This is a genomic window from Aliihoeflea sp. 40Bstr573 (genome assembly GCF_024105655.1).
Classification (GTDB): domain Bacteria; phylum Pseudomonadota; class Alphaproteobacteria; order Rhizobiales; family Rhizobiaceae; genus Aliihoeflea.
In genome coordinates this window covers 20,920-33,417 of record NZ_JAAAMH010000019.1, presented here as the reverse complement: position 1 = coordinate 33,417, position 12,498 = coordinate 20,920, and the positions used below count along the sequence as shown (strand labels likewise).

Annotated in this window: 12 protein-coding genes and 1 pseudogene; 2 read left to right on the top strand and 11 right to left on the bottom strand. The window is 61.8% G+C overall.

Features of this window, described 5'->3' with window-relative positions; genetic code table 11:
- From GTK01_RS17420 to GTK01_RS17385, 8 genes are all read right to left on the bottom strand, one after another.
- Positions 1-1,278 (bottom strand): TRAP transporter large permease, encoded by a 1,278-nt coding sequence (locus GTK01_RS17420; RefSeq protein ID WP_252928387.1) that lies wholly within the window; start codon positions 1,276-1,278, stop codon positions 1-3.
- A gap of 3 nt (positions 1,279-1,281) precedes the next feature.
- On the bottom strand, positions 1,282-1,737 hold the full coding sequence (locus tag GTK01_RS17415; RefSeq protein ID WP_252928385.1) for a TRAP transporter small permease: 456 nt from the start codon (positions 1,735-1,737) through the stop codon (positions 1,282-1,284).
- Between the two features lie 103 nt (positions 1,738-1,840).
- The gene (dctP, locus tag GTK01_RS17410) at positions 1,841-2,857 is read right to left on the bottom strand and encodes a TRAP transporter substrate-binding protein DctP (protein WP_256483937.1); all 1,017 of its coding nucleotides are present in this window, start codon (positions 2,855-2,857) and stop codon (positions 1,841-1,843) included.
- Between the two features lie 114 nt (positions 2,858-2,971).
- Complete coding sequence (locus GTK01_RS17405; protein ID WP_252928381.1) at positions 2,972-4,411, bottom strand: MmgE/PrpD family protein; 1,440 nt, start codon at positions 4,409-4,411, stop codon at positions 2,972-2,974.
- On the bottom strand, positions 4,371-5,549 hold the full coding sequence (locus GTK01_RS17400) for an acyl-CoA dehydrogenase family protein (protein ID WP_252928427.1): 1,179 nt from the start codon (positions 5,547-5,549) through the stop codon (positions 4,371-4,373). Before GTK01_RS17400 ends, GTK01_RS17405 begins: the two co-directional genes overlap by 41 nt.
- Positions 5,550-5,612: 63 nt before the next feature.
- Positions 5,613-6,551: a hydroxymethylglutaryl-CoA lyase gene (locus GTK01_RS17395; protein WP_252928379.1), complete on the bottom strand. Its 939-nt coding sequence runs from the start codon at positions 6,549-6,551 to the stop codon at positions 5,613-5,615.
- 31 nt (positions 6,552-6,582) lie between these two features.
- Positions 6,583-7,380 carry an enoyl-CoA hydratase/isomerase family protein gene (locus GTK01_RS17390; protein ID WP_252928369.1) on the bottom strand — a complete coding sequence of 266 codons (798 nt, stop codon included), beginning with the start codon at positions 7,378-7,380 and terminating at the stop codon, positions 6,583-6,585.
- Positions 7,367-8,512: a CaiB/BaiF CoA-transferase family protein gene (locus GTK01_RS17385; RefSeq protein ID WP_256483935.1), complete on the bottom strand. Its 1,146-nt coding sequence runs from the start codon at positions 8,510-8,512 to the stop codon at positions 7,367-7,369. The genes GTK01_RS17390 and GTK01_RS17385 overlap by 14 nt, the downstream gene beginning before the upstream one ends.
- A 136-nt stretch (positions 8,513-8,648) precedes the next feature.
- On the opposite strand from GTK01_RS17385, the gene GTK01_RS17380 reads away from it, so the two are divergent.
- Both GTK01_RS17380 and GTK01_RS17375 read left to right on the top strand, forming a co-directional pair.
- Positions 8,649-10,160, top strand: a complete 1,512-nt coding sequence (locus tag GTK01_RS17380) for a class I adenylate-forming enzyme family protein (protein WP_252928365.1) — start codon at positions 8,649-8,651, stop codon at positions 10,158-10,160.
- Positions 10,161-10,374: 214 nt separating this feature from the next.
- On the top strand, positions 10,375-11,235 hold the full coding sequence (locus GTK01_RS17375; RefSeq protein WP_252928363.1) for a fumarylacetoacetate hydrolase family protein: 861 nt from the start codon (positions 10,375-10,377) through the stop codon (positions 11,233-11,235).
- A 17-nt stretch (positions 11,236-11,252) separates the two neighbouring features.
- On the opposite strand, the gene GTK01_RS17370 is transcribed toward GTK01_RS17375, so the two are convergent.
- The 3 genes and pseudogenes from GTK01_RS17370 to GTK01_RS17360 all read right to left on the bottom strand — a co-directional run bounded on the left by GTK01_RS17370 (position 11,253) and on the right by GTK01_RS17360 (position 12,489).
- Positions 11,253-11,447 carry a hypothetical protein gene (locus GTK01_RS17370; protein WP_252928361.1) on the bottom strand — a complete coding sequence of 65 codons (195 nt, stop codon included), beginning with the start codon at positions 11,445-11,447 and terminating at the stop codon, positions 11,253-11,255.
- Positions 11,444-11,767, bottom strand: a pseudogene (locus GTK01_RS17365) (alpha/beta family hydrolase); the annotation flags it as partial. The pseudogene GTK01_RS17365 and the gene GTK01_RS17370, both read right to left, overlap by 4 nt.
- A complete protein-coding gene (locus GTK01_RS17360) occupies positions 11,674-12,489 on the bottom strand; it encodes a hypothetical protein (RefSeq protein WP_252928351.1) in 816 nt (271 codons plus the stop codon). The pseudogene GTK01_RS17365 and the gene GTK01_RS17360, both read right to left, overlap by 94 nt.
- Positions 12,490-12,498: the final 9 nt, after the last annotated feature.

The window sequence follows — 12,498 nt, the reverse complement described above, 5'->3', positions numbered from 1 at the left end:
TCAATTGAGAATGGCATTCGGCAACCACAAGGACAGTTGCGGGAATACCATGACCAGCACAAGAAGCAGAAACATTAAGACGACGAAAGGCGTCGTACCCTTGATCACATCCCACAGCGGCGCTTTCGTGATAGACGCGAGCACGAAAAGGTTGAGCCCCACGGGCGGCGTCAGCAGCGCAATCTCCATATTGATGACGACGATGATGCCGAAGTGGACTGGATCGATACCGAATGGCTCCAGAAGCGGGATCAGCAGCGGCAGGGCGATAAGCATCACCGAGAAGACCTCGAGGAACATGCCCAGAAGGAACAGCATGACCGAGACCACGACGAGAAAGTGCCAAGGTTTGAGGTCATGCGCTTGCACGAACTGGACGATCGCCGATGCTACTCCGCTCTCGGTTACCCAGTGGCCGAAGACCAGCGCGACCACAATGATGATCATGATGGAGGCGGCCTTATAAGAGGCGCTTGCCAGAAGCGGAACAACATCGGAAAGCGTGACCGTCCGATACACGAACAGCGAAATCAGCAGTGCAGCGACGGCCGAAAGCGCTGCGGCCTCGGTAACCGTGGTGAGCCCGCCATAAATGCCGCCCAGGACGATCGCTGGTAGCGCAAAAGCCGGCAGAGCCCGCACGTTGAGCCGTACGAATTCGTCCATCGTCGCCTTCTCGGTTCGCGGATATCCGCGCCGATTGGCATAATAAATTGCCCACCCTCCCAGGAGCGTCGCCTGTAGCAGACCGGGAATGACGCCAGCCAGAAAAAGCCGGGGGATGGATTCGTCGGCCAATACGCCATAGACGACCATTGCAAGGCTTGGCGGGATCAGAATGCCGAGCGTGCCCGACGCCCCAACCACGCCCGCAGCAAAATGGCGATCATATCCCTGCCGCAGCATGGCAGGGACCAGAATTGTTCCCATAGCCAACGCGGTCGCAACGCTCGAACCAGCCATTGCGGAAAAGAGCATGCAGGCAATTACGCAGACGAGGCCGAGACCGCCACGAACACGTCCAACCCAGCTCATCGCGGCTTCGATGAGCGCGCGCGCAATGCCCCCGCGCTCCATGAAGACGGCTGCCACGACGAAAAAGGGCAATGCGATCAGCGTCTGGGAATTCAACTCGTCGACGATCTTCTGCGTAACGGACACCATCGGTGTCGCGTCCATCCACAACAATGCTGCAGCCGTCAGGCCCAGAACGAGATATATGGGAAATCCGAGAGCCATCAGGCTGCCGAACATCCCGGCGAAAATACCTCCAGCCATGGCTTAGATCTCCTCGCCGATTTGCGGTTTTTCGTCCGTAGGACCGTCGACGATCATTTCCATTGCGGCTCTGGCATGCCCAAGGGCCATCAGAAGCGCGCCAATTGGCAGGGCGGAATAGTAGACCCAGAGCGGAAAACGGATATTGGTCGGCGACAAATCACCGAAATCCCAGGCCTCATAGGCGACCAGATAGCCGAACCATCCGAGGAACAACGCGAAGGCAAATCCCACGACATTGGCAGCGATTTCGCTCAAATGGCGAAGGCGCGGCGGCATGACATGCAGGACCAGGTCGGCGCGCACGTGATTGCGTGAACGGCTCACGCCTCCCCATGCGAGCATAACGGCCCACATGACCGCATAGACGACGATCTCATCGGTGAAGCGCGGAGCATTTGCCGGTGAGACATAGCGCATCAGTACTGTGTAAAAGACAAGCGCCATTGCCGCGCCCATCAACCCGCCGATGACGATCGTTTCTACGCGTGCACGCCACAGATCGAACCGGCCCCGCAGCGCGGAAGAACGACGCAATTCGTCTGAAGGCGCCGAGGCGGTCTCAATCCCCATATCCTCGCTCCTCAAGTTCCTCCAACGCCATGTCGACCAAATCCTGGTCGATGCCGATGGAGGAAGCCAGCCCATCCTGGCTGCTCATGAGCTTTGTGCGAGCTGCCGCAAGCTGCTCCTCTGTCGCCGTCACGATCGCGATTCCGCTGGCTGCAACCTTCTCGCGCGCTTCGAGCTGAGCTTCATCGGCAAGGCGGCGGGTCTCCTCAATCACCTCGGCCCACGCTTGGGTCATCGCCTCCTGCAGATGCGGGCTCAAGTCGTCCCAGAAGCGCTGCGAAACCATCGGCACATATTGGCCGAACCACTGGTTGTCCTCGAAGGCAAAGCGCAATCCCGCATCCCAAAGCTGCGCCGATGCGATGCTTTCGTGCGTGGAAGAAACGGCGTCGACGACATCAGTCGACAGAGCGAGCGGCACATCGGGCCAGGCGATGAGGTTGGGCACGCCACCCATATCCTCGACCCGTTTGGCGTTCGACGTCCCCCCCGATATGCGAATACGCATGCCTGCGAGATCGTCGTGCGCATTGAGAGGACGGCTCGTCGAATAATAGTGCGACATGCCGAGGCTCATCCAAGGGCCCAGGACTTTGACGCGCATTCGCTCCTCGGCTTGCGCGTTGATAGCCTCGCCAAGTTCGCCGTCGATCAAATCCAGAGTGACCTCTTGCGGAACCCCATAGAATGCGGGCAAGGACGTGAGTGCCATTGCAGGCACCATGCCATCCAGAACCCAGGTCCCTGGGACGGCCATCTCCACACTTCCCTGACGCAGGGCACGTCCGACGTCGCGGTCACGGTAGAGCTGCGCGCTCGGGTAAACCTCAATGACCATTTCGTCACCGACACGTTCGCGCAAAGCCTCCACGAAAAGCTCAACCCCTTCGTTTCGCACGTGGCTCGGATTTGTGTCGAGCGAGATGCGCAGCCGCTCGGCCGCCTCGACGAGGCCTGCTCCTGTCAGCGAAACAAGCGCCGTAGCAGCAAGTGCCGAGGCCTGCATTTTCCAGTTCAACCGGTATGGCATGATGTTTCTCCTCCTAGCTTTTGAATCGTCTTACTTGCGGAAATACTTATGGCCGATCCCCACGCGTTCCGGGCTCTCCTCCCCAAACCGTCATGGGTTTACCGTCAATGGCACCTCCCGAACTGAGACAAGGTTCGGCATGTCTCCCAGTGACCGGAACAGCCGTGCTGCATGATCGTCTGACAGATGCGCATGGCAGCAATCCAGGAATTTTTCCTCGAGTTCATCCTCGCTCATGGGGCTTTGCCAGCTTCCCCTGGCATGAACGACAGGGGCGTGAGCCACACGCCGCCCATCGCGCAACCGTACACTGACGGTGTCCGAGGGTGCGAATGGCAACCCAGGCATGGTTTCATCGGTCGTGGTACAGGTCACCTTGCGCATTGCCGCGACAACGTCGCTGCGGCCCACGAAATCGTCGGTGAGTTCGCTCAGCCCGACCTTGCGCTCTACGAGCGCCGACGCCATCGCGAACTCCATCGAGAACTTCGCCTCCAGGCCGGTTTTCGGCGCGACATTGCGCAGCATCAGGCGCTGGGTACGTCCCGTCTCGACGTGAATTTCCTCCACTTCGTCGGGACGAAGGTCATGGCCTTCGGCAAGATCGATCATGGCATCGATAGAGCGGTGCGTCGCATAGCAAATCGGGTAGCGTTTGATGTGAACGCCCTGCTCCTCAAGTCGCCACTCTTGTCCCAAACCCAAATACCCTCGCGCCAAATCAGGCGAGCCGCTGGCCGAATGAGCGCGCAGGAAGCCTGTGCGGTGTTCGAGCGCATCGGAAGAACCGGTGAATCCCGCCTTCGCCAGACGTGCCGCCATCACGCCCGCTTGCGCTGCGCGTCCGGCGTGGAGCGATTTCGTCATGGTGCCGAAATTGGCGACGAGGCCGGATGCAAGTGACGCTGCGATCGCGAGCGCATGGCCGGTCGTCTCGTCATCGAGCCGGTTGAGATAGGCGCAGGCGGCTGCGCTGGCGAGCGTACCGGAGACCGCAGTCGGATGAAATCCGCGCTCATGCATTGCGCCGGGCTCCAGATTTTCGAGAAGCGCCCACACTTCATACCCAGCGACATAGGCCGCCAGCGCCTCGGCACCACCAACATCGAGCGCCCAGCCCTCCGCCAGGATGGCAGGTGTCATGGCAACGCTCGGATGACCATCGAGCCCGACATCGTCGTAATCGAGCACATGACCGGCAACGCCGTTGACAAGGGCCGCATCTGCGGGGGAGAGCCACCGGCCCAGTGGGATCTCTGGAACGCCGTCATTGGCACGCGTTTCGTGAACCGTGTCGGCGACGAGCCGGGGTGCGGGTTCGTTGCGGCCGGCGATCATGACCGCCACGCAGTCACGCATGCCGATCCGCGCCGCGTCCAAGCAACGCGCGGGGATATCTTGCGTCGAAAGCCCGGAGACGAACGCCGCAATGTTCATGGTCAACCCAGTCAAATTTTTCCCTCCCGGACGCAGTGTAGCCAATGCCCTTTCAATAGGATCGCGGCAGACCGAGCACGTGCTGGCCGACATAAGCGAGGATCAGATTGGTCGAGATGGGAGCGATCTGATAAAGCCGCGCCTCACGCCATTTGCGCTCGATGTCGTATTCCTTGGCGAAGGCGAAGCCGCCATGGGTCTGCATCGCCGCCTCCGCCGCGTTCCATGTCGCTTCGGACGCCATTAGCTTGGCGATGTTCGCATCCGCTCCGCACTCGCATCCCGCATCGAAGAGTGCGGCTGCGCGGCGGCACATCATGTCGGCGGCTTCCAACTCCGTGAAGCAGCGCGCAAGGGGGAACTGTACGCCCTGATTGGCGCCGATCGGGCGACCAAAAACCTCACGTGAGCCAGCGTACTCCTTCGCCTTCTTCAGGAGCCATCGCCCATCGCCCAGCGCTTCCGTCGCGACAAGAATGCGCTCGGCATTCATCCCGTCGAGAATGTAGCGGAAACCCTTTCCTTCCTCGCCAATGAGGCTATCGGCGGGAATTGTCATATCGTCGAAGAAAACTTCAGTCGTGTTGTGGTTGATGAGGGCGTCGATGGGATTGATCGTCAGTCCCTTGCCGAGGACCTCGCGCATGTCGACCAGAAAAACAGACAGGCCCTCTGTCTTGCGCTTCACCTCCTCAAGAGGAGTTGTGCGAGCGAGAAGAAGCATCAGGTCCGAATGGCGCGCGCGCGATGTCCACACTTTCTGGCCGTTGATGACATAGGTATCGCCGCGCCGTTCAGCGCGCGTCTTGAGTTTGGTGGTGTCCGAGCCCGTGGTAGGCTCGGTCACTCCGAACGCCTGCAAGCGCAACTCGCCCCTCGCGATAGCGGGCAGGTACGTTCGCTTTTGCGCCTCGCTGCCGTGTCGAAGAAGCGTTCCCATGATGTACATCTGCGCGTGCGCGGGGCTCGCGGTACATCCCGACGCGTTGATCTCCTCAAGAATGACCGCCGCAGCACGAAGTGGCAGGCCGGACCCGCCATAAGTTTCGGGAATGAGGGCACCGAGAAACCCGGCTTTCGTAAGTTCGTCGACGAACTCGCTGGGATATCCGCTTTCGCTCTCCAGCTTGCGCCAGTATTCCGAAGGATAGCGCACGCAGATGCGGCGCACCGCTTCACGCAGTTCGGGATAGTCCTCGCCTAGGGTGACAAAGACTTCGTTCTCTTCCATTTCCCTGGCTAAGGCCTGGTTTGCAGCACTCACGACTATTCCTCCCTCGCAGAGATTTCAGGATCAGGCCGCCTTTTCCACTGGCATGCGGAAGGTCTTGGGGACGCCAGCGCGCGCAATGGCGCCTCCCATCTTCTCCCCGGGCAGCCAGCGTTCGACCTTGGCGCGCAAAGCAATCAGCCTCTCGATGTCGATGCCGGTATCGAAGCCCATGGCCTCGAGCATGAAGACGGTATCTTCGGTATCGATATTGCCCGTTGCGCCGGGCGCGAACGGGCAGCCGCCGAGCCCGCCGAGCGACGCGTCGAAGGCGCGGACGCCTGCGTCCAGCGCGGCAGCGACGTTGGCCAAGCCAAGCCCTCGCGTGTCATGGAAGTGCGCCGCGACCGGCAGTGGCGCGACGGCGCGCACGACCGCGCTCATTAGGCGCTTTACTTGGGCGGGGTCGCCATAGCCGACTGTATCCGCCACGATGATTTCGTCGGCGCCAAGGGCGGCCAGTCGCTCGGCGATCGCGACGACCCTCCGCTCGGAAACGGCGCCCGAAATGGTACAGCCGAAAGAGGTTGCAATCCCTGCGCCAAGCCGCACACCGACGCCCGTGGCGGCATCGCGCAATTGGACGATGCGACCGAAATCGGCTATCGACTCGTCGGTGGACCGACGCACATTCGCCATGTTGTGTTCTTCCGACGCCGAAAGAACGTAGTTCAGCTTTCCGACGCCCAGTTCCATGCCTCGCTGGGCGCCCCTCAAGTTGGGAACGAGCGCGGACAGCGTGCCGTTCGTCCTCGTCTCGTTCGCCCGCCGGAACACCTCATCACTGTCGGCGAACTGAGGGACTATTTTCGCCGGCACGAAGGAAGTCAGCTCGATTTCGCTGATTCCTGCGTCGAGCGCGCCGCAGCACCATTCGAGCTTGCGGTCTGACGACAGCACCGTCTTAACCATCTGCAAACCGTCGCGCAGGCCCACCTCGCGGACATAGGCACGTTCAGTCATCTCTTCCTCCCTGATATTGCACCGGCAACGCCTAGCGCCCTTCGAAGACCGGCCGGCGCTTTTCGTTGTAGGCCAGCACGCCCTCGCGCCGGTCCTTTGTCGACACCAGCCGGTTGTAGGCCTCGATTTCGAAGGCCAGCCCATCGGCGAGCGACATCTGAAGGCCTCTTGCGATCGACTGCTTGGCCTGGCGCACCGACAGCGGCGCGTTACCGGCGATATGTCGCGCAACCGCCACGGTTTCCTCCAGCAGGTCATCGCGTTCGACGATCCTGTTGACGAACCCCCAGTCGAGCGCTTCTTCCGCCGAAAAAGGCCTGCCTGTGAGAATGAGCTCCTTGGCACGGCGTTCGCCGATCGCGCGCGGCAGGTTCTGCGTTCCACCCGCGCCGGGCATGATCCCGAGCGTGACCTCCGTCAGCGCGAAGCGGGCCTGCGGCGCTGCGTAGATGAAGTCGCAGGCAGCCGCGATCTCACACCCGCCTGCGAACGCCGCCCCGTTGACCGAGGCGAGGACGGGAAGCGGGCAGAAGAGGAGCGCGCGCAGCATGCGTTCGAACACGAGATGCTGCGCGCCCCATTCGTCGTCGCTCATGCCCCGACGCTGCTTGAGATCGCCCCCCCCGCAGAACGCCTTTTCTCCGCGCCCGGTCAGAACCACTGCACGCGCGCCTTGCGGGTCCAGCGCCAGCGTCTCGAACACATGCATGAGGTCGTGCCCCATCTGCGTGTTCATGGCATTCGAGACATCGGCACGGTCGAGCGTGACGATCAGCACATGCGCGTCGCGCCACTCCAACGTGATCGTTTCATAGCTATCCTGCAGCATGACTGCTCCTCCGGTCATCGCTTTCCCCCAAGAGCGGCGCGGGACGCATGTTTCGCGGACGCGCGCCGTCGAACGATATCGGAATGCCCATGAGCGGCAGCGTATCGCCCTCCACCGGCTCGACCATGCGCAAAGCCTTGGTCTGAGGGTGGTCCATCACCTGGTCCACGGTCTGGATCGGCGCGTTGGGAACACCGGCCGCATCTAGGAGGGCCGCGAGCGTCTCCGTATCATGGGCTCGCGCACTCGCCTCGATTTCGCTCAGAAGCTCTCCCCGACGGGCGACGCGGCCCGCATTCGTGGCGTAGGTGGGATCGGCTGCGAGATCTTCCCGGCCGATCGCCCCGCAAAGCTTGCGGAAGAGGTTGTCGTTGCCGGCCGCCACCATCAGCCAGCCGTCGGCGGTGCTGAAGGCCTGGTATGGTACGATCTCGGCCACACCCGAGCCGAAAGGCATGCGTACCTCGCCAGAGGCACAGTAGCCGGCAAGATGCCCCGTCATCCAGGCCAGCCCCGTCTCGTAGAGAGAAGTCGAGACCTGTGCGCCCCGACCGGTTTTGCCGCGCTCGATCAACGCCGTGAGTATGGCAATCACCGCCCACATTCCCGCGGCCATATCCATGACCGAGACCCCGACGCGGATCGGAGGACGCCCGCCCTCTCCCGTCACGCTCATGACACCCGAAAAGGCCTGCATAAGGGGATCGTATCCCGGACGACCGGCCAGCGGGCCCTGCGAACCGAAGGCGCCGATATCGCACCAGACCAACTCGGGCGCTTCATCGCTGAGGCGATGCGGGCTCAGGCCGTAGCGATCGAGAATACCGGGGCGCAGGTTTTGGATGACGGCATCGGCCTCCGCGACTATCCGTCTCCGCAACCCCTCCGCCTGGGTTGGGTCAGAAAAATCTACAGAAATGCTCTCTTTTCCCCTGTTCATAGCGAGAAACGTCGTTGCCGCATCGTTCCAGAAAGGCGGGCCCCATCCCCGCGCATAGTCGCCACCAGACGGATTTTCCACCTTCACCACCCGCGCGCCCAGATCAGCAAGAACCAGCCCCGCATATGGTGCGGCGATGCTATGGCCTAGTTCGTACACGGTAATTCCTGAAAGTGGCTGCGGTCGCTGCATGATTCCCAAGTCACTTCCCTCGTGCTGTTGTCAGGGAAACGCTATTGTGGGATTGTCGGCATGTCAAGAAAACGTTTTCTCGAAATCGGAGGATAGAGATTTGGATCGGATAGCGTGGGGGCGGGAGTTCTCGTCGTTGTCGCAGCGCTATGCTGGGCGCGTCGCGGTCACCGACGACGAGGGAACAATGTCCTATCAGGAGTTGTTTTCCCGCGCCGCCGGATTGGCCAATCTGCTGCGGAAGCGAGACCTGCCCCCGGGCACTCCGGTCGCGACCTATATTGCAAACTCCCGCCAGGCCGTATGGGTCAGCTACGGGGCGATCGCAGCCGGCATCGCGGAAGCCTCGATCAACCCCATGCTCGTTGCCGACGACGTGGCCCACTGCATCGAGACCTGCGGCACCAGACTGCTGCTGACAAGCCGCGCACGCATCGACGGGCTCGCTTCGCTGCGGCAGACGATCCCCGGTCTTGAGATCGTCGCGATCGATGATATCGAAAGCGGCTGCACGACGGGGCTGGCCGGCTTTTCGGCCGAATCCGAGGCGCATGGCAAGATCATCTTCACCTCGGGAACGACCGGGCGTCCGAAGGGAGTTGTCTACACGCATCGGGGTCGCTGGCTCGCCAACATCCTGTTGCGCGCCAGCCTTCCGGTCGCGCCCGCTCCCGGGATGGACGTACTGCTTCTGACGCCGTTCTCCCACGGGGCCTCGCTCATCACCTATGCCTATCTTGATGGAGGCGCGCAGGTAACACTGCTGGACGGCGTGGACGTCGACAAGGTGGAAGCCATACTGAAGAACGGGCAGGTCGGCCAGCTTTTCGCGCCGCCAACCGTCCTCGCCAAGCTGATGACCCGGCTCGACGGGACGCGGATCGAATCGATCCACACCATCTTCTGCGGCACCGCTTCCCTGTCTCCGCAGCTTTACGACCGTGTCCGTGCGTGTTTCGGTCCTGTCGTTCGGATTACCTACGGCAAATCGGAGACTTTCAATCCCATCACCATATTGACGCCTTCGGAAACCGATGCGTGGTATGCGGACGATGCCGCGGCGCGCACGACCTGCGTCGGCTGGCCGGCCAGCGGCATTGAAATAGCCATCGCGGATGAGGAGAACGAGGCAGACGGGGCCGACACTCCCGTGGGGCCCGTCATGCTGCGCGCCCGCCACCAGTTCGCCGGCCTAATGGTCGACGGCAGGTTCACGCCCCACCCCGCCGACACCTTCCACCGCACGGGTGATGTCGGTTTTCTCGACATGCACGGGCGGCTGCATCTGGTGGGGCGGGAATCCGACCTCATCAAGACGGGCGGCTATCGGCTCAGCCCGGAAGAAGTCGAAGCCAGCCTTGGCAGCAAGCTTCCCACCTGCGAATTCGTAGTCGTGGGCCTTCCTTCCGCCTATTGGGGAGAGGTGGTGACGGCGGTTCTGATTGCGCCCGGCGCGGGTGAGTTGAACCATCTTGCGGAGGCGGCCGCGCAGATGACGCCCTACAAGCGCCCGCGCCTCTTTGCCGTTCTGGACGAGATGCCGCGCAACGCTATGGGGAAAATCGTCCGGTCGCGCGTGCGCGACGCGGTGCTCGCCCGCTACGAATTGTCCGATGGCAGTCATCCGGAGCTGCGGCAGCGGGCCTAATGTCCAAGGCACATTGCACACAAAATTACAGGATGACGCACCTTGCCCCATCCATCGATCGAAAAAATGAACCTGGAATAAAACTCATCCAGAAGTTGCCTGTCGACTGCCTCCCAGCGGTGAAGAGTGAGGTCGTTTCCGACGCGAGACCATCACTGGAGAAGCAACTGCGGATGAGATCTGTCAAGCCAACCCTCTTGGGAAAGGATACTAAATGAAATTGCTAAGATACGGGGACGTAGGTTCTGAAAAGCCAGCCATCCTGGATAACGATGGCATTGTCAGGGATTTGTCCGGGGTTGTGCCGGATATCGGGGGCATCCATCTCGATGACGCAACGATAGAGCGCATTCGGATGACTGATTTGACTCGGCTTCCCGAACTGCCCCGCGGGGGTCGGATCGGGGCCTGCGTTTCGACGCCTACGAACTTCATCGCGGTTGGCCTGAACTACGCGGACCACGCGGAAGAATCCGGCATGGCAATCCCGGCCGAGCCGATCCTGTTCTCCAAGGCCCCCAACTGCATCGTGGGGCCAAATGACGATGTCGTCGCACCGGCCGGATCGGCAAAACTTGATTGGGAGATCGAACTTGCTTTGGTGATCGGAAAGAAAGCCCACAACGTGCAGAATTCGGATGCCATGTCGCATGTCGCAGGCTTCTGCATTTGCAACGATATCTCCGAGCGTGCTTGGCAAATCGAGGGGACGGGACAGTGGCTTAAAGGAAAGAGCGCACCAACCTTCGGTCCTCTCGGACCGTGGCTGGTAACGCGAGACGAGATCGGTGATGTCGGTAACCTGCCCATGGAATTGAAGGTGGACGGCAAGACGATGCAGTCGGGCTCGACGAAAACCATGATCTTCGACGTTCCATACTTGGTTTCCTATATCAGCAAGTTCATCGAATTGATCCCGGGTGATGTTATCACAACAGGAACGCCGCCCGGGGTCGGAATGGGCAAAAAACCGCCGGTCTACCTGAAGTCCGGCGCAACGATGGAATCGTCTATCGTGGGTCTAGGAACGCAAAGGCAGATTGTGCGCGCCGCTGGAAATACGGGCACTGGCTAATCCGGCGGTATTGGTTGTCAGTGGCTCGAACCTCCGTGGTGCCGGTGCAGCGCTCGGGCAGTGCGGTCATCTTGGGTCGCCGAAAACGGTGGACCATTCGCCAACGCAACCCCGCCGCCCTCACAAGCTGGCGGCCGCGTTTCCGCGAGCCCGGCGAGCAGATTGTCCAGCCGTTTGTTGACGCCATTGATGTTGAAGGCGGCGATCTTCACCGGGCGATGATCCGGCGCGCCCAGGCAGCCGCAGCCTCGGCCATGGTTGCAAGGTGATCGGCGTGGGTGAAGCCGGAGATCGACTTGCGCGGTTTGAGATCATGGTCGCCATCCTCGAGCCAACGGATTTCGATGGATGCGGGCAGGTCGTAGCCGGCGACCTCGTCCTGCGTGCCGAACGGATCGCGTGTGCCCTGGCAGATGAGCGCCGGCGTCCTCAGATCCCTCAGATGCGCCGTGCGCAAATGATCCGGCTTGGCCGGCGGGTGGAATGGATAGCCCAGACAGAAGAGGCCGGCGACCTCGCCGCCGACATGAAGCCGTCGCGCGTCAGGGCCGCGAGGTCCATCGGGTAGGTTGCCGCGGCGCTCAGGACCGTGTCCGCATCGATGCCGGTTTTAGCGTCGATCAGCTCCGCCAACATCGGCCACGACGTCGTCAGGCCCGTCATCGCGATTGGCAGCCGTCGCGGCGTCCATCTCTGAACTCGGGCGATGGGTGTCGGATACGCCGCCCGCAGACGGTCGACCAGCACCGCCTGCACCGCAACGCCGAAGCGGGGCTTCAGATCTCGCAGCGCCGCCCCTGCCCCATCGATGCGCAGGAAGGCGTCGAGAGCATTAATGCCGAACACATCCGGGTCGGAAAGCTCCGCTTGACCCGACAGATCAAGGATGGCCGCATGGTAGGTCCGCCCCCCGTCGATCTGGTGACGGGTGCGCAGAAGGTCCGGAGCGACGACGGCACAGACAAAAAGCGGCGCCTTCAGCCGCCAGAGCTTGGCGGCGTTGTAGGAAGCGATCGACCGCTTGACGTCGCAGACGACGGCATAGCGCCGCGCCTCGTCGACGATGACAAGGTCGGCTTTGTAATGCTCCCGCGCAAAGACCTCGGCTGCGAGCCGGATGCCGGAGAGTTCGGTCGGCCGGTTCCGGGCGATCAACGCCTGTGCGGCTTCGGTGACCGGAAGCTCGACGTCGCGCGTCAGGACGGTCAGGTCCGGATGCGCCGCGGCGATCAGCGCCAGCCCTGCCTGAAGCATCAGCCCGTC